This window comes from Galbibacter sp., from assembly GCF_048266365.1.
In the GTDB taxonomy this organism is placed as follows: domain Bacteria; phylum Bacteroidota; class Bacteroidia; order Flavobacteriales; family Flavobacteriaceae; genus Galbibacter.
In genome coordinates, this window is sequence record NZ_JBLWZP010000005.1 from 202,300 (window position 1) to 220,240 (window position 17,941).

18 protein-coding genes are annotated in these 17,941 nt (G+C 38.3%); 8 read left to right on the forward strand and 10 right to left on the reverse strand.

All coding sequences use genetic code 11. The features are described from left to right. Positions 1-8: 8 nt before the first annotated feature. The 9 genes from ACN0TV_RS09925 to ACN0TV_RS09965 all read right to left on the reverse strand — a co-directional run bounded on the left by ACN0TV_RS09925 (position 9) and on the right by ACN0TV_RS09965 (position 9,011). Positions 9-263 (reverse strand): DUF4212 domain-containing protein, encoded by a 255-nt coding sequence (locus ACN0TV_RS09925; RefSeq protein WP_417362584.1) that lies wholly within the window; start codon positions 261-263, stop codon positions 9-11. A gap of 212 nt (positions 264-475) precedes the next feature. Then, positions 476-1,048 (reverse strand): hypothetical protein, encoded by a 573-nt coding sequence (locus ACN0TV_RS09930; RefSeq protein WP_417362586.1) that lies wholly within the window; start codon positions 1,046-1,048, stop codon positions 476-478. A gap of 536 nt (positions 1,049-1,584) precedes the next feature. After that, the gene (locus ACN0TV_RS09935) at positions 1,585-2,244 is read right to left on the reverse strand and encodes a CoA transferase subunit B (protein WP_417362588.1); all 660 of its coding nucleotides are present in this window, start codon (positions 2,242-2,244) and stop codon (positions 1,585-1,587) included. Between the two features lie 27 nt (positions 2,245-2,271). Further along, on the reverse strand, positions 2,272-2,973 hold the full coding sequence (locus ACN0TV_RS09940; protein ID WP_417362589.1) for a CoA transferase subunit A: 702 nt from the start codon (positions 2,971-2,973) through the stop codon (positions 2,272-2,274). A gap of 118 nt (positions 2,974-3,091) precedes the next feature. Then, complete coding sequence (locus ACN0TV_RS09945) at positions 3,092-3,631, reverse strand: nicotinamidase (protein ID WP_417362591.1); 540 nt, start codon at positions 3,629-3,631, stop codon at positions 3,092-3,094. 59 nt (positions 3,632-3,690) lie between these two features. After that, on the reverse strand, positions 3,691-6,036 hold the full coding sequence (locus ACN0TV_RS09950) for a penicillin-binding protein 1A (protein ID WP_417362593.1): 2,346 nt from the start codon (positions 6,034-6,036) through the stop codon (positions 3,691-3,693). Between the two features lie 2 nt (positions 6,037-6,038). Then, positions 6,039-6,527 (reverse strand): gliding motility lipoprotein GldH, encoded by a 489-nt coding sequence (locus ACN0TV_RS09955; protein WP_417362595.1) that lies wholly within the window; start codon positions 6,525-6,527, stop codon positions 6,039-6,041. Further along, positions 6,517-7,794: a PSP1 domain-containing protein gene (locus ACN0TV_RS09960; RefSeq protein ID WP_417362597.1), complete on the reverse strand. Its 1,278-nt coding sequence runs from the start codon at positions 7,792-7,794 to the stop codon at positions 6,517-6,519. Before ACN0TV_RS09960 ends, ACN0TV_RS09955 begins: the two co-directional genes overlap by 11 nt. Positions 7,795-7,982: 188 nt before the next feature. Then, entirely contained in the window at positions 7,983-9,011 is a 1,029-nt protein-coding gene (locus ACN0TV_RS09965) for a rhodanese-related sulfurtransferase (RefSeq protein WP_417362599.1), read from the reverse strand. A 391-nt stretch (positions 9,012-9,402) separates the two neighbouring features. On the opposite strand from ACN0TV_RS09965, the gene recA reads away from it, so the two are divergent. From recA to ACN0TV_RS09985, 4 genes are all read left to right on the forward strand, one after another. Then, on the forward strand, positions 9,403-10,410 hold the full coding sequence (gene recA, locus ACN0TV_RS09970) for a recombinase RecA (RefSeq protein WP_417362601.1): 1,008 nt from the start codon (positions 9,403-9,405) through the stop codon (positions 10,408-10,410). Between the two features lie 111 nt (positions 10,411-10,521). Then, positions 10,522-11,007 carry a hypothetical protein gene (locus ACN0TV_RS09975; protein WP_417362603.1) on the forward strand — a complete coding sequence of 162 codons (486 nt, stop codon included), beginning with the start codon at positions 10,522-10,524 and terminating at the stop codon, positions 11,005-11,007. Next, positions 11,007-11,549, forward strand: coding sequence for an RNA polymerase sigma factor (locus tag ACN0TV_RS09980; RefSeq protein ID WP_417362605.1), 543 nt, complete (start codon positions 11,007-11,009; stop codon positions 11,547-11,549). The genes ACN0TV_RS09975 and ACN0TV_RS09980 overlap by 1 nt, the downstream gene beginning before the upstream one ends. Positions 11,550-11,572: 23 nt before the next feature. Continuing rightward, complete coding sequence (locus ACN0TV_RS09985) at positions 11,573-13,090, forward strand: outer membrane beta-barrel protein (RefSeq protein ID WP_417362607.1); 1,518 nt, start codon at positions 11,573-11,575, stop codon at positions 13,088-13,090. Positions 13,091-13,102: 12 nt separating this feature from the next. Here the strand turns inward: ACN0TV_RS09985 and ACN0TV_RS09990 are convergent, their stop codons facing one another. Next, positions 13,103-13,846, reverse strand: a complete 744-nt coding sequence (locus tag ACN0TV_RS09990; protein ID WP_417362609.1) for a lysophospholipid acyltransferase family protein — start codon at positions 13,844-13,846, stop codon at positions 13,103-13,105. A 165-nt stretch (positions 13,847-14,011) separates the two neighbouring features. Between ACN0TV_RS09990 and trpS the strand changes: the two genes are divergently transcribed. From trpS to ACN0TV_RS10010, 4 genes are all read left to right on the forward strand, one after another. Further along, complete coding sequence (trpS, locus tag ACN0TV_RS09995; RefSeq protein WP_417362611.1) at positions 14,012-14,980, forward strand: tryptophan--tRNA ligase; 969 nt, start codon at positions 14,012-14,014, stop codon at positions 14,978-14,980. A 221-nt stretch (positions 14,981-15,201) separates the two neighbouring features. Further along, a complete protein-coding gene (locus ACN0TV_RS10000) occupies positions 15,202-16,149 on the forward strand; it encodes an SPOR domain-containing protein (protein WP_417362613.1) in 948 nt (315 codons plus the stop codon). Between the two features lie 162 nt (positions 16,150-16,311). Then, positions 16,312-17,334 (forward strand): alpha/beta hydrolase, encoded by a 1,023-nt coding sequence (locus tag ACN0TV_RS10005; RefSeq protein WP_417362615.1) that lies wholly within the window; start codon positions 16,312-16,314, stop codon positions 17,332-17,334. Between the two features lie 83 nt (positions 17,335-17,417). Beyond that, complete coding sequence (locus ACN0TV_RS10010; protein ID WP_417362617.1) at positions 17,418-17,936, forward strand: acyl-CoA thioesterase; 519 nt, start codon at positions 17,418-17,420, stop codon at positions 17,934-17,936. Positions 17,937-17,941 lie beyond the last annotated feature (5 nt).

A 17,941-nucleotide genomic window follows, 5' to 3' on the forward strand; every position in this document is an offset into this window, starting at 1 on the left:
AAAATAAGTTATTCGTTTAGATTGTATTTCTTATCCAGTCGATTCATTAGGATAATATAGGCAAAAATTAAAACTACAAAGCAATAGATGGCTCCTTGTTGGGCAAACCAAAAGCCCAATTTAAATCCACCAATCTGTATTTTATTTAAAGAATCGACAAAGAGAATACCGCAGCCGAATGATACCAAGAACCAAATTATTAATAGAATTATGAGGTATTTAATGTTTTCCCTCCAGTAGGCTTTTTTGGTAGCTGCGTTCATAAGATTTTTTGTTTAATTAACAATAATACAGAATTTTTAGTAAATACTTACACTCGTGATATTATTAAAACTAAATTATTAGGTATTTAATAACATAAAGCACTATTGTTTAATTAATCATATTTTCCTAAAAGACTACAACTAGTTGAGCCATATAAAGAGGCCAAAGAAATTGTGTGTTGCTTGCGTACTAAAATCTAAAAAGAAGAACTTTATTCAGTCTCTAAAGGTTTTGCCCAGTAAAAAAGTAAGATGCTTAATAGAGCAGTTATCACTAAAAGGACAATTCCAAAAAACAGTAAATACGACGTCGCCACTCCAACCAATGTAACCAAGGCAGCAAATAGAATCCCTGGCGTAGAAATGAGATAATAGTACAGCTTTTGAAAGTACAACTTAAGCAGGATCGAAATGGCCAATAGGTTTAATCCAATTAAGAAGTTAATTATCATTGGGACAACATAATTCAAATAATCTTGTGAGTCCACTTGGTGAAGTAATAATCCAAGCAGCAGAGGAAAAACATACAAAATGAAAACTACAGGTTGTTTTAAAGCGCCAAACAATTCCTTTAACACCATACTCCTAATATCGCAACTTTTAGTATCAAAATCCAATTCGCTATCAGGCAAACCAGCCCTACTAGAAATAATAAGATATAAAACTGGCAGCGATAGGATATTGAACAAGTTCATGTAAAGAGGCAGCGTATAACCTTCGTTTTTAAACGCCAAAAGAATGACGCAATTAAAAACAATTAAAATGGCCGTGAATATATTATGCATAGTTTCGGTGGATTAATAGGTGCTAAAATAATAATTATAGGTTTTTAACCTCAATTAAAGGGATTGAAAATAGAAAAAATACTACTACACATCACAAATCAATAGCATTTAGCTTCTATAACTATGCAAAAAAGACCCAACGAATTGAGTCTTTTTAATACCTTATCTAATTGCTAAAAAATATATTAAATAGGGGCATGTTCTTTTATTTGGGGAAATTTCAGAACATCAATACTTTTTTAGCGACCAGAAATAGATTTTTGATTAAAGTCAATGTCCCTTTTAAACTGCTAAAGGTCGATTGGCTCTCTTGGTTGGAATCGTAGGTTAAGGTATAATCTTCCATTTCATAAATAGTTATGGTTAGTAATTCAATTGGGATTCTAAATGTAGAACACAAATATTTGAAAATCACCTTTTTGTTGTGAATCTACCTAATAATGTTGTGAAGGGGTCAAAATGTGATAAAAATCGGAAGATTAATCTATGTGTTGAGGTGATTATTCGATGATTTGTATCATTTACAGGGTGTAAAGCTAATTAAGCACCATTTCGGGAACTTCACCCGGGATAATAAGTGCACCATCAGTGGCCGCCTGAATTTCTTCCACTGAAACTCCAGGTGCGCGTTCTAAAAGTAAAAAGCCCTCATCGGTAACCTCAATAACAGCAAGATTGGACACAATTTTTTTAACGCATCCAACTCCAGTTAATGGCAGACTACAAGATTTGAGCAATTTAGATTCACCTTCTCTATTGGTATGCATCATCGCAACAATGATGTTTTCAGCGGATGACACCAAATCCATCGCTCCTCCCATACCTTTGACCATCTTTCCTGGAATTTTCCAGTTGGCAATATCTCCATTTTGAGCCACTTCCATTGCTCCTAATATGGTCAAGTCCACATGTTGTCCTCTGATCATGCCAAAACTAAGTGAGGAGCCAAAGAAGGAAGCACCAGGCAAAGTTGTAATGGTTTGCTTGCCGGCATTGATCAGATCCGGGTTCTCTTCTCCTTCCCATGGAAAAGGCCCCATACCTAACACACCGTTTTCACTTTGGAATTCAACGGCGATATCATCACGCACAAAATTGGCCACCAAGGTGGGTATTCCTATGCCTAGGTTGACATAAAAACCGTCTTTGACCTCCTTGGCGATACGTTGTGCGATTTGCTCTTTACTCAATGCCATGATATTACTATATTAATTTCTTAATTATTATTGGCGTTTTCTTACAGTGCGCTGCTCGATTCGTTTTTCATATGTTTCTCCCTGAAAGATGCGTTGTACAAAAATTCCAGGAATGTGAATCTGATTCGGATCCAAGCTCCCTGCGGGAACAAGTTCTTCAACCTCCACCACAGTAATGGTGGCGGCCCCACACATTGCAGGATTAAAATTTCTTGCGGTTCCATTGAATACCAGATTACCCGCGTGGTCCCCTTTCCATGCCTTTATAAAAGCAAAATCCGCTTTAAAGGCTTCTTCGAGCACGTAATTTTTACCGTTAAAGTTTCTGATTTCTTTTCCTTGAGCTACCTCTGTACCATAACCCGCTGGGGTAAAAAAAGCCGGGATACCCACTTGAGCTGAACGGCATCGTTCCGCTAGGGTTCCTTGAGGCACCAATTCTACTTCCATTTCTCCGGTAAGCATTTGGCGCTCAAACTCAGCGTTCTCACCTACGTAGGAAGCGATCATTTTACGAATTTGACGCTTTTGAAGTAACAACCCTAGACCAAAGTCATCCACTCCTGCATTATTTGAAATGCAGCAAAGGTCCTTCACTCCCATTGTCACCAATTCCTTGATAATATTCTCAGGAATACCACACAATCCGAAACCTCCAAACATCATAGTCATTCCATCCTGAACACCTTCAAGAGCTTCCTGTATTGAATTTACACGCTTATTAATCATTTTTCAATAATTTAATTGAAAATTACGAATAATTCAACAGATTTGAAACCTCCGCCTTAAAAATTGAAGAATATTTTATTTGATAAAAAAAGGGTTTCCTAATTTGGGTATTCGAAGTCTAAATCTCGCTAGAGAGAATCACTGCACTTCCCTCCTGCTCCATCTGTTGTATAGCACGATCTGCATCGCCTTGTTGAAGATTTACAGCCCTGATCGCATCCTTGATAACAAAGGTGTTAAAGCCTTCTTTTACGGCATCTAATGCTGTGGATAGCACGCAATAATCTGTTGCTATACCACACACATAAACGGTATCAATTCCTTTAGATTTAAGGTATTGGGTAAGATTTAAATTGGTAGCCTCGAATGCAGAATAACCATCGTCAACATTGGCGGTACCTTTTTCTACCACTTGATCTATGATATCCGTATTTAAGTCGGTATGAAATTCTGCTCCATGCGTACCTTGAACACAATGTCTAGGCCATTTATCAAAATGGACAGTTTCCTCAGGATGCCAATCTTTGGACGCCACTACAAGATCAAATTTATGGGCAATTTTATTGATAACAGGAGCAACTTCTTCACCTCCTTGGGTGGCTAGTGCTCCTCCTGTACAAAAATCGTTTTGAACGTCTACGATCAACAAAGCTTTCATAACAATTCTATTTTTTGATATGACAACCTTTACAGAACAAGCGCATCGATGTAAAGGTCTTAAAAATCTATATCTAAGTTTTCATTATAATCTACCTGAATAGAGTCTTGTTCAGCTTCAGCAGGCTGATTACAATCTACTCGTATGGTCATCTCCTCTGGTTCTTCAAAGGCATCTTTAGAAATGGCCAAATCCTCATCTGCATAACACTTCTTCATGTACGATCCCCAGATAGGCAATGCCATACTCGCACCTTGACCGTAACGAATGGTTGCAAAGTGGATGGATCTATCCTCACCACCTACCCAAACTCCGGTAACAAGATTGGGAACCATACCCATAAACCAACCATCACTTTGATTTTGTGTGGTTCCGGTTTTACCCGCGATCGGATTGGTAAATTCATATGGGTAGTCCGTCATAATTTCCTTGTAAAATTGTTGGTTTTTGGCATAATTACCCCTTAATCGTGCACCAGATCCATATTGGGTAACCCCCTCCATTAACTTCACTGTTGTATAAGCCACTTCCGGACTTAAAACATCTCTGGTCTCAGGAACAGATTCATAAAGTACAGTACCATTTTTATCTTCTATACGCGTAACCATAACAGGTTTTACATAAACTCCTTGATTGGCAAAAGTACCAAAGGCACCCACCATTTCATATACCGAAAGATCAGGCGTTCCCAAACCGATAGAGGGCACCGCTAATACAGGCGATTCAACACCCATCCGTCTAATCAAATTCACTACTGGTTGTGGGCCAACCTTATCCATAAGTCTTGCGGTAATGGTATTTACCGAGTTGGCAAGTGCTTGTTTAAGGGTAATCATTTCACCAGTATACGTTCCATTGGAGTTTTTAGGACACCATGGTTCCATGTTTCCGTATTTATGAGCCTCGATACAGGTATAAATATCTGGCAATTGATCACATGGAGAGAGATGCAACTGATCTATGGCAGTAGCATAGACAAAAGGTTTAAAAGTAGAACCGACTTGTCGACGTCCTTGTTTTACGTGATCGTATTGAAAATGCTTATAATTAATACCCCCAACCCAAGCCTTCACGTGGCCTGATTGTGGCTCCATAGACATCATTCCAGTCTGTAGAAAGTATTTGTAATAACGCAAGGAATCCAAAGGTGACATAACGGTATCTATTTCACCTTTCCAACTAAAAATTCTCATAGGCCGTTCTTCTTTGAATGAAGCTATAATCTGCTCAGAAGATTTGCCTAAATCATCTCTCATATGCCTCCAACGCTCCGATCTACGCATAGAGTTATCAATAACCTTTTCTATCTCTTCCGGGGTTAAATCGTGAAATGGAGCAGTCTTATTTCGCTCCTTTGTATTTTGAACAAAATACTCAGCCTGAAGATTTGTCATATGCGAAGTCACAGCTTCTTCAGCATACTTTTGCATACGGGAATCTATGGTGGTAAAAATCTTAAGACCATCTAAGTAAATATTGTACTTCTCTCCATCGGGACGGAAATTCTTTGGATCACTGGTCCAGGTACGTAACCAATCTCTTAAATACTCTCTAAAATAAGTAGCTATTCCTTCGCGATGACTCTCAGGGTGATAATCAATTTCTAATGGAGCCTCCTTTAAGGTATCCAATTGCACTTCACTAATAAACTTATTCTTATACATCTGTTCGAAAACCACATTTCTTCTGTTGGTTACTCCAACCGGGTTTCGCAGAGGATTGTACAGTGAAGAGTTTTTAAACATTCCAACCAACATTGCAGACTCATCCAACTCCAATTTACTAGGCTCCTTACCAAAATAAATTCTAGCAGCAGAACGAATTCCATCGGCTTGGTTTCCAAAATCATAGATATTAAAATACATTGCAATGATTTCTTCTTTGGTGTATTGATCTTCTAATCGAACAGCAATAATCCATTCCTTTACTTTTTGAATAATCCGCTCAACAATATTCGAAGATACTTTATCAGTAAAAAGTAGTTTTGCTAACTGTTGAGTAATCGTACTAGCTCCACCTCTGGCTCCTAAAAAGACTACTGCTCTAAGGGTCCCTCGGGCATCTATACCAGAATGGTCATAATAACGTTCGTCCTCCGTAGCAATAAGTGCATTCACCAGGTGATCAGGCAACTCATCAAAATCTACCGGGGTTCTGTTATCCTCAAAGTAATATTTTCCTAGGGTTTTTCCATCAGATGAAATGACCTCTGAAGCCAAATTTGTATCTGGATTCTCTAAAACTTCAAAGGTAGGCAGCTTACCAAACACCCCCCATGAGGCCAATAGAAATATCAAAGCTAATAATAGCAATCCGGCACCAATAAGTCCCCAAAACCACAATATATACTTTTTAAAGCTCCCTTGTTCTTTTACAGTTTTCTTCTTTGACACCTTTTTAGCCATCTCTATTTTGCTGATTTTTCTATACGTATACCTACGTCAGTTATACCCTCTAAGGTTGTTACGCCTTCAACATTTCCATTTTTTCTCATGGCATGTTGTATGGCAATTTCATAATTACCAAGCTCTGGGAAGACAAAGTCTTCCTTATAAAAAAGTTTACTTTCTTTTACCGATGAAAATCCTTGACCTAACCATTCTCCATTAGCCTTTGCTATTTCGTATTCCAAGGTATCCGCCACCACCTTTCCATTAGGAAAATTGAGGTTAACGATCAAAAACAGGTTACTAAACGGATAGTCCTCATTATTGCGAAGATTGATATACATGTCATAGGTCTGCGTGGAATCTGGGGCCGGAAAATCAAAAAGCACTGCTTCCTCCTTATCCCATCCATCGGATAATTCCTTATAATCCCCATAAGCCATATTGGCATTGTTACACGATGCCAAAAATATAATTATCAACCACAGGGCGGCAAACCTATTTCGCATTCTTTGGTCTTTTGGATTTCTTATTTGGCTGACTAGATTTAGTATTAGTGGGCTGAGCGGTTCTACTGTTTGCCTGCTTCGCCTTACCATTTGTCTGGCTGTCTTTGCCACTTGCCTGACTCGTTTTATTATTTGACGGACGTTTCTTGCTTTGATTTCTTCGTTTCTTCCCTTTAGGTCTATCAAAACGCGTTAGACTATCTTGACCTACAACGTTCTCAAAAGAAGTTTTAGTATCCTCACTCAAGTCAACTGCATAATCTTCCAAACTAGATACAGTCTGTTTATTCTTATGTAAATCAATGATTTCTTTTACTTGATCTGTGGTCAACACGTACCAATTTGCCCATTCTCCTTCATAGGCATACCACATCATCTCTTTAAAAATATCAACTTTCTGACAAACAGCTTCCCCTTTCTGGGTTTTCAACCTAATTTCCTGGCTTGGAAATCCTTTTAACGCATCTAGATAGGCATCCAATTCATAATTCAAACAGCATTTAAGTTTACCACACTGACCTGCAAGTTTTTGAGGGTTTAATGATAATTGCTGATAACGCGCAGAGGCCGTATTTACGGACCTAAAGTCCGTCAACCAAGTTGAACAACACAGTTCTCTTCCGCAGGATCCTATCCCACCTAAACGAGCTGCCTCCTGTCGATAACCAATCTGGCGCATTTCAATACGAGTTCCAAAAGCTCTAGCCATATCCTTGATTAGCTGACGAAAGTCTACTCGATCTTCAGCGGTATAATAGAAGGTCGCCTTGGATCCATCTCCTTGAAATTCAACGTCAGAAATTTTCATCGCCAGTTGTAACCTGATGGCCAACTCACGTGAACGCTTTTGTACTTCAGCCTCTCTATCTCTCGCAGCCTGCCATACATCGACATCTTTTTGTGAAGCTTTTCTATATATTTTAGGCAGGGCTTCATCCTTGAAGTCTACCTTTTTCTTTTTCATCTGAACCCTAACCAATTCACCAACTAAGGTTACAATCCCAACATCATGACCTGATTGTGCCTCTGTAGCCACAATATCTCCAATGGAAAGTGTTATCGTACTAGGTATTCTAAAAAATTCTTTTCTACTGTTTTTGAATCGTACCTCAGCACAGTCAAAAGCTTCTTGACCATTGGGTAATGACATATTTGAAAGCCAATCAAAAACGGTAAGTTTATTACAACCATCTGTTCCGCAAGTACCGTTATTTTTACACCCACGTGGTTGCTCCCCCTTACCGGTTGAACAACTGCTACATCCCATAATTTTATATATATTGATCCGACAATTATCCAGTGGATAAATTTCGGATTTAGGTTCATAAATTCATTTTCCTATTCGTAAAGATACTATTTTCAAATTAGTTAAACTGACCTGACTTAAAACTTAGTGCTTCTCCAAGTAAAATACTCCGTTGAACCCCTGTATTCACGACAATATAGTCAATGGTTCTATTTGTATTTTAACACTTCCGATCGCCCTTTTTTAAAAATCATATTACTTTTAATTTGCCCTCTTCGAAGTGCTTTTTGCTCCTCATATGGTAATGCTGCAATTTCCGCACATTCTTTAGAACAACAATTACTTAATTTCTCCGCACATTCTGGGCATTGAATAAAAAGTAAGTGGCAAGCTTCATTCGCACAATTCACATGAGTATCACACGGTTTACCACACTGGTGACAATTAGCGATTACATCCTCAGAAATACGCTCTGCTCTACGCTGATCAAAAACAAAGTTCTTTCCAATAAATTTATTTTCAAGATCTTTCTCTTGAACCTGTCGTACATAGTTGATTATCCCTCCTTCGAGTTGATATACATTCTTAAAACCTTTGTGCTTGTAATATGCACTAGCCTTTTCACATCGAATCCCCCCAGTACAATACATCACAAGGTTTTTATCTTCTTTATGCATTTTCAAATCCTCCTCTATAATAGACAGGGAATCTCTAAAGGTGTCAACGTCCGGAGTTACGGCATTCTTAAAATACCCGATTTCACTTTCGTAGTGATTTCGCATGTCAACAAGTACTGTATTTGGATCTTCTATCAGTGAATTAAAACGCTCTGCATCCACGTGAACACCTTTATTGGTAACATCAAAAGTGTTGTCATTTAATCCATCTGCTAAAATCTTTTCACGAACCTTTACTTTAAGTTTTAGGAAGGAGAAATTGTCTTGCTCAATTGCGATATTCAATCGAACATCTTCCAAAAAACTAATAGAATCCAAATGATCCTTAAATTCCTGAAAATGATCAGCAGGGACTGATAGTTGAGCATTAATCCCTTCATGAGCTACATAAATACGGCCAAGAACATCCAATTCATTCCAAGCTATAAAGAGATGGTTTCTGAAAATTTCTGGGTTTCCGATTTTTGCGTATGAGTAGAAAGAGATTGTAAGGCGCTCCTTTCCAGCTTGCTCTATAAGAGTTGCTCTTTCCTCCGCGCTAAGGTTATTGTACAGTTGCATGCTATACTAATATTTTTAGGTTAAAGAAATATTTTTTGCAAAAGTACAAATTTTAAAATAATCTGTGATTGAAGATTCCGTTCGATTTAAACGCAAAAAGAGCCTCAGTATTTACCGAAACTCTTTTCGTTGTTGAATCCATCACAAAAATGTCATCATTGCAGGATTAGCGAGAAGGATTCAACAACCTTTGAGCTTGCCATTGCGAGGTGTTGCAAAATGTAATAAGCGTTTTTTGACAAAGGCACTTGGCTCTGCCTTAAAGAATTGTCAAAACAACCTTCCTTTAAAGAAAAGATACAAATTGTTAATAAAGGTTGCGCAGTTGCGTTGTATGCTGTAAAAAGAAATAGTATTTTAGCAGCTATCAAATTTTAAGCTTTAAGAGAAAATGAGTTCGGAAAAAGATGCAAAATTAAAAGCACTCAAACTTACCCTTGACAAGTTAGACAAGACTTACGGAAAGGGTGCGGTTATGAAAATGGGTGACAGTGTCGTTGAAGATGTTGAGGTAATCCCAACCGGTTCTATCGGTTTGGACATTGCATTAGGCGTAGGAGGTTATCCCCGAGGAAGGGTTATTGAAATATATGGTCCTGAATCTTCCGGTAAAACCACACTTACCCTGCATGCCATGGCTGAGGCACAAAAGGCAGGCGGAATTGCTGCATTTATTGATGCAGAACACGCCTTCGATCGGTTTTATGCTGAAAAACTAGGTGTAGATATTGACAACCTTATTATTTCACAACCTGATCACGGAGAACAGGCATTAGAAATCGCAGATAACTTAATTCGCTCCGGAGCAATCGACATCGTAGTTATTGACTCCGTTGCGGCCTTAACTCCTAAAAGTGAAATTGAAGGGGAAATGGGTGATTCTAAAATGGGACTCCACGCACGATTAATGTCACAGGCATTACGAAAATTGACAGCCAGTATTAGCAAAACCAAATCAACCGTTATATTTATCAACCAGCTGCGTGAAAAAATTGGAGTGATGTTTGGAAATCCTGAAACAACAACAGGAGGTAATGCGTTGAAGTTTTACGCCTCTGTTCGTTTGGACATTAGAAGATCCACTCAAATTAAAGGAAATGATGGTGAGGCCTCAGGAAACAAAACCAGAGTAAAAGTTGTTAAAAACAAAGTAGCCCCACCATTTAAAACTACGGAGTTCGATATAATGTACGGAGAAGGAATCTCTCGCGTGGGTGAAATCCTCGATTTGGGAGTTGAATATGAAATCATCAAAAAAAGTGGTTCTTGGTTTAGCTATGGTGACACCAAGCTAGGACAAGGTCGCGATGCTGTAAAAGTTATACTTCAAGACAACCCGGAACTTTTAGAAGAACTGGAAGTTAAGATTAAAGATGCTATAAAGACAATCAGTAACTAATCAATAACCTAACTGATTTTTAAAAATCCCGGAATCTTCTGGGATTTTTTTTTATCCCTACGCAACCCTCATCATCAAAAAGCATCTTAGGAATATAACTTAATAAAGCAGATGATGAAGATTTTTAAATCAATCCTATTGTTGGTAGTACTCGCAACTGTAAGTTCATGCGATGTAGACGACGACAACACCAATTTCCATTATGAAACCCTGGAAATTTCAGTCGCAACGCTACCTGAGACATTTGAATACGGGGAAGTTTACACCATTGAATTCAAATACTTAAAACCTACAGCCTGTCACTATTATGAAGGTTTTGATTTTCAAAAAACAGAAAAAACCGAGCGAGAAATTTATGCTATTGGAGCTGTTTTAGAACAAGAAGATTGTCCGACTCTAACTGAAAACAACGTCGGAACTGCCTCATTTGATTTTGAGGTGCGCTACCACGACACCTATACGTTTAAATTTTATCAAGGCGATAATGAAGCGGGAGAAAAGCAGTATCTTACCATCGAAGTTCCAGTAGTAGTAGATTCTACAAGAACGACAACAATCAAAAAAGCCGAAACTATTAAAACAAGCCAGTATTATTAGTGAGTTTAGAAGAACTCATAGCACAATGTAAGGCACAGGATAGAAAGGCACAAGAAAAATTATATAAGCTATTTAGCCGCAAACTTTATAGCATTTGCCTTAAATATTCTCGTAATGCTACCGAGGCGGAAGATAATCTGCACGATAGCTTTATGACCATTTTTGAAAAAATAAACGGCTATAGTTTTAAGGGATCCTTCGAAGGTTGGATCAAAAGAATTACCGTAAATACGGTATTACAAAAATACAGAAAACAAGGTGCTTTTGACGACCTTCCATACAATCTGGAAGAGGACATCAATGTATCTACGGAGGATCAACAAGAGTACAGTCTGGAATATTTGCTGGGTATTATACAAAGTTTACCAGACAGATACAGACTGACCTTTAACCTCTATGTTCTTGATGGTTATTCGCATAAGGAAATTGCGGCCATGTTGGATATTAGTGAAGGGACCTCTAAATCGAATCTCGCTAGAGCCAAAATGGCTCTAAGAAACAAAATTGAAGGAAAGGAAAACAACAGGGTGCATACAATCTAGATACCCACTATGTAGGTAGTAAAATGGAGGAAAGAAAAAATATAGAACGCTTTTTTCAGGAAAAGTTTAAAAACTTTGAGGAGACTCCCCCGGAACACATCTGGGAGAACATCGACCAGTCCTTAAGCAAAAAAGGCAATAATAGAAGAGTGATTCCGCTATGGTGGAAGATCGCAGGGGCTGCTGCATTACTGGCAGGTATCCTATGGACTGGTAATTTTATGTTTAGCCCAGAACCCTCCAATAGCATCCAAGGTATTACAGGAACCAAAGCTACCGATAGCATCAATGTTGACACTGTGCCACAAGAATCTGTGGTTTCCACCGATAAAAACGAGAATCCAGACACTACAACTCCATTAAGTACTAAAAACAATACAAATTCAAACCCTGAAAGTGATCCGCATCCAACACAAGCCAGCGATAATATACAAGTAGCAGCAAAGGAAAAAGGAAAAAGCCACAACACCAGAGGCGCCAACGATCAAGTTACTAAGAATAAGGATTTCGTTGAAATTGAAGCGCCCAAAAACGATGCCATCGCTAAAGTTGAGCAAACGGATGTAGCTAAAGTAAAGAAGGACATTAGTATTCCTACAGCTAACGATCCGGCAACAACTAAAAACGGAATACCATTAGATGATGCTATCGATAAACAACAAGCGCTAGCAGAAAACAATATACAGGCAAACGACACGCTTCAAGATAACTCGGGTAAACCGTCCTTGTTAGAGGCGATTGATGCTATGGAAAAAGAAAACCAAAAAGCATTAGCCTCTAATGACGATAGCCAAAAAAATCTACGTTGGTCAGTACAACCTAATGTGGCGCCGGTGTATTATAACACTTTAAGCAAAGGGTCGCCATTAAGTCAGCAATTTGCAGAAAACTCAAAACAAGGTGATGTTACCATTAGTTTTGGGGTTAATATTGCCTATCAAATAAGCAAACGACTCAGTGTTCGCTCAGGTTTAAACACCGTGAATATGGGATACGCTACAGATGGTATAGAATTTGGACCTGCAATAAGCAGTACTCAGCAACATCAACTCAATGTACGATTCAATTCCAATTCCCCATCTGGAGTACAACAACAGCCCAATATCGCATTGTCTGATGGCAAAACACCACTATATAACCCGGATAGTGAACTACAAGCACGATCTGAGAAAACCTATCAAGGTAGTATCAATCAAAAATTAGGCTATTTAGAAGTGCCAGTAGAATTAAAATACCGATTGGTTGATAAAAAAATTGGTGTCAATATTATTGGAGGATTTAGCTCCTTATTCTTGACAGACAACAAAGTAACAATCAGCAGTGATAACCATTTGAAATCAGAAGTTGGAGAAGCCAGTAATTTAAACGACACGAGTTTCAGTACCAATATTGGGCTCGGATTGGATTACCAATTCTCAGATAAGTTACTTTTCAACATAGAACCAATGTTCAAATATCAAATGGGAACCTTCTCCTCTGATGATGGTGGATTTTCGCCATATATGCTAGGTGTTTATACGGGTTTAAGCTTTAGCTTCTAGAAATCCAATCAATTAACTTTGGTACTTTTTTAAAACCAACAGAATCTGTTCCCTGGTGCTTTGCCTTAAAGACTCTGTTTGTTTCACATCCAGGCCTTGGGTTTGGATAAAAGGCAATACCACAGCCCTCATTTTCCCGGGGCATCCACTGAAGTTATATGAAAAGCGCTTTTTATTGTCCAAAAAGGCTATGGGAACTATGGGTATTTGATGCGCCAATGCCAGTTTGAATGCACCGTCTTTAAAAGTATCCAGTAGAATAGCATTATCATCCGGAACTCCACCTTCCGGAAAAATACAAATACTCAAGCCCTGGCCTAGTCTTCGCTGTGCTCTTTTGTATACCAAAGTTCTACTCTGAGCAGAACTTCTGTCCACAAGAATGCAGACCCTCTTATAGAAAAATCCAAAAAGAGGAATTTTAGCCAATTCTTGCTTGCCTACAAAAACGAATGGATTTTTGGACACCTTCAACATCATCATGATGTCCATCATAGAGGTGTGATTCCCAACAAGCATATAGCTCTTACCCTTCTCCAAGGATTCTTGGTGTTGCACTTTAGGTCTATAAAACATACCGTACAGTATAATGTTAGCCCATATGTTTCTTGCAACCCAGAAAAACTGCGGATAGAAACGCTCGCTAGAGGTAAATAAAAGAAGTATTGGGAATAATATAATGATCGGTATACCCACCAATATATAAAACCATATCCTATACAATAACTGTAAAGTAGCGAACAGAAATTTAATCATGCTCCAAAAGTAAACATTTGTTATTTACTTTTTACAAAACATCCTACCTTTGTAGGGTGATTAAACAGGGAGCTATAGTTCGTACAATCGTTTGAATTACAAAGCGAGTTGTAGACCCAAAACTGTTATTATCGCATTTACGATTTTTATAAAAGCATTTACATAATGGCAAGAATACTTACTGGAATACAAAGTACTGGTACGCCCCATTTAGGAAATCTACTTGGTGCAATCATACCTGCAATAGAACTAGCACAACAAGCGCAGAACGATTCTTTTCTATTTATAGCAGACATGCATTCCTTGACTCAGATTAAAGACGCAGCAACTCTAAAGGCAAACACCTATGGTGTGGCAGCAGCTTGGTTGGCCTGTGGGTTAGATATTGAAAAAGTGGTCTTCTACAGACAAAGTGATGTTCCACAGACTACTGAGCTCACCTGGTATTTAAGTTGTTATTTTCCGTTCCAACGGCTCACCTTGGCGCATTCATTTAAGGACAAAGCTGATCGTTTGGAAGATGTGAATGCTGGTTTATTTACCTACCCCATGCTTATGGCAGCCGACATTTTGCTTTATGACGCAGAAATCGTTCCAGTGGGTAAGGATCAAATGCAACATATTGAAATTACCCGAGATGTAGCCTCTAGAATCAATACGCAACTAGGGGAAATCTTTGTGATTCCTGAGGGAAATGTACAGGAAGAGACACAATATATTCCAGGTACTGATGGACACAAGATGAGTAAGTCTAGAAATAATACCATCAACATTTTCTTAGCAGACAAAGCTTTACGCAAACAAGTCATGAGCATAGAAACCGATAGCACCCCATTAGAAGAACCAAAGGATCCGGATAATTGTAATGTATTCGGCATATATAAGCTATTGGCTACCACGGAGCAATGCCAACAATTACGTGAAAAATACTTGGCCGGAGGTTTTGGTTATGGACATGCCAAGCAGGAGTTGTACGAACTCATCATTGATAAGTTTAAAACTCCAAGAGAAAAATTTAATTACTACATGAACAACTTGGAAGAAATCGACGATGCGTTAGCCATTGGTGCTGAAAAAGCAAAATTGGTTGCCGACCAGGTTTTGACTCGAGTTCGATCTCATATTGGCTACTAGGTATTTCAAAATACTTATCAACCAATAAGTTGTCCATTTATTTAAATTAAAAACTTGCTAAAAACCTGGCTCATAGCGCATTATTTATAGCGATATTAAATAGTGCCCTAACCTTATGAACTTGAAGTAACTAGGGAAATTGCAAGAAAAAAAATAAGAGTTGTTAATAAATTTAGGGTAGTATCTATCCAAAACATCCAATTTTTTTACATCTTTGTGTTATGCGAATTGAAAATTACATCAGCGATTTATTATACAGATACCAGTGTGTTATAGTACCTGGTTTTGGAGCTTTCTTAACCCAATACCAAAATGCCAAGGTCCACGGAACAACCAATGCATTCTATCCACCTTCAAAATCTGTTTCATTTAATGAGCAATTACAATCTAATGATGGCCTTTTAACGAACTATTTGGCTGATGTTTTAAAAATCTCCTACGAAGAAGCTTCTAAAAAATTGAATACGGCAGTAAACAATTGGAAAGCTGCACTTCAAAATGAAGAAAAAATCGAACTCAACGGAATTGGAAACTTGTGGCTCAATGAGGAAGGAAAATTATTATTCCAACCTTCATACCACATCAATTACCTAACAGATTCATTTGGTCTTTCATCCTTTGTTTCTCCAGCAATTAGCCGAGAAGAAATGAAGAAAGAGATTGTGGAATTAGAAGAAAAAGTTCCAATCGCATTCACTCCCGAAAGAAGAAAAAGTCCTTCGTATTTAAAATATGCGGCCGTAGCACTATTAGCCCTATCCGTAGGGACAGTGGGTTACCGCTATATGAATCAACAAGGTCTAGAGAACATGCAAATGCTGCAAACCCAGGCACAACAGCAGGTTGAAAAAAACATCCAACAGGCCACCTTTTTTGACTCAAGTCCACTCGAAATGCCGTCAGTTACATTGACGGTGAAAAAAGAACCACTGAAGTACCACATTATCGCAGGTGCTTTTAGAGTTGAGGAAAATGCGGATAAAAAAGTCGCACAACTTCAAGATCAAGGTTATAAAGCATCCCGTATTGGTAAAAACAAATATGGTCTTCACCAAGTTACTTACGCTAGCTTCTCTACCGTTCCGGAAGCATTGGAATATTTGAGAACTATTAAACGTACTGTAGCTTCTGAAGCTTGGTTGTTAGTGGATGAGTTAGAGCAAAACTAGTTCTAGAAAAAATCACCAAAAGCATTTAAGTGTATTAACCCTTTCCTCTTCTAGGATATAGGCCATTTCTATGATTCCCATATTTTTAAATTTATGGCACTTCTCTCCAAGTCTATATCTTAAAATATTCTGTATATTTGTGTACAACCAATTTAACTATTCATGAAAAACATTTTTTATCTTCTCTTATTCTGTCTACCTCTAATTTCCAACGGACAAAACAATATTCCTGATAACTACACCCTACATTCTGACGTTTTATGGGCATCGCCAAAAGGTTACGACCTCAGCATGGATATCTATTCTCCAACCAATGCACATCAAAGCTATCCTGTCCTGATTATTTATCACGGTGGCGGTTGGCTTATCAACGATAAATCCATTATGGATCAGATGGCTCAATACATTGCTTCGAATTCTAACTATGTAGTTTGTAATGTTGATTATCGCCTTTTAACGGCCAATGACAACACCACGAACATGAATGAGATTATTGAAGACGCTATGGGCGCAGTGTTATGGGTAAAGGAACATATTTCTGAGTATAAAGGTAATCCAGATAAAATAGCTGTTACCGGAGATAGTGCCGGAGGACAACTTGCTGCCATGGTGGTCAATGCCGGACAAACACTCTCAGCACAAGGCCTTAGTGGGAAACCCATTGGTTTCACCCCTACATTTATGCCAGAAAACAAAAACATTGAGCAATTGATCACTAGCAAAGCTTTGGACATACAGGCCGCTATTTTAAGTTATCCGGCAGTTGATATTTATGCCTCTGCCGTAGCTGGTTTCGAGAAAGAAGCTAACTTTTTTTGGCAAATGGGTGGCGCAAAAGCACGTTCGTTATTTGGCGGTGAAATAAGCCCAAGCTCAAACCCAGAATACTATAAACTGTCCTCTCCTATTTATACCGTACCAAAAGCGAGTGACAGAAAACTTCCACCACAATTTGTTCATGTGGGGACTGAGGATAAAACAACAACACCTACCTCAATAAAGACTTATGTTGATTCTTTAAAGCAAAATGGCCAATACGTGGAATACTGGGAGTATCAGGGAAGAAATCATGCATACTTAGATTCCGGAAGCAATGCGTTTTTGGGCAATACATTTGAGAAGGATGCGATTACGCCTATCAAAAAGATTATAGCCTTTTTGGATAGTGTATTCTATGATAAATAATCAAAGAATCATCCAATTTTATTGGTTAAATTTTATATAATTCAAAGAAATGCAGATATCTTTGCACGAAATATAAATCAAACATGCAAGCGAAGACACCTAAAGAATCTCGAACCATTATGACGGATTTAGTTTTACCTAGTGAAACAAATCCACTAAACAACCTTTTTGGTGGAGAACTCTTGGCCCGAATGGATCGTGCAGCTAGCATATCCGCTCGAAGACACTCCAGAAGAGTTACAGTAACAGCCTCCGTGAACCACGTGGCCTTTAACCGAGCCATTCCTTTAGGTAGTGTAGTCACCGTTGAAGCATGTGTCTCCAGGGCCTTTAAAAGCTCTATGGAAATTTATATCGATGTTTGGATTGAGGATAGAGAAAACGGACATAAGTCCAAAGCAAATGAAGCTATATACACCTTTGTCGCTGTTGATGACACTGGCAAGCCAGTAACTGTTCCGGCAATTATTCCTGAAACAGATCTGGAAAAAGAACGCTTTGAAGCAGCACTAAGAAGAAAACAACTCAGTCTTGTACTAGCTGGTAAAATGAAAGCAAAAGACGCTACAGAACTCAAAGCACTTTTCATAAACGCAAATTAATCTAA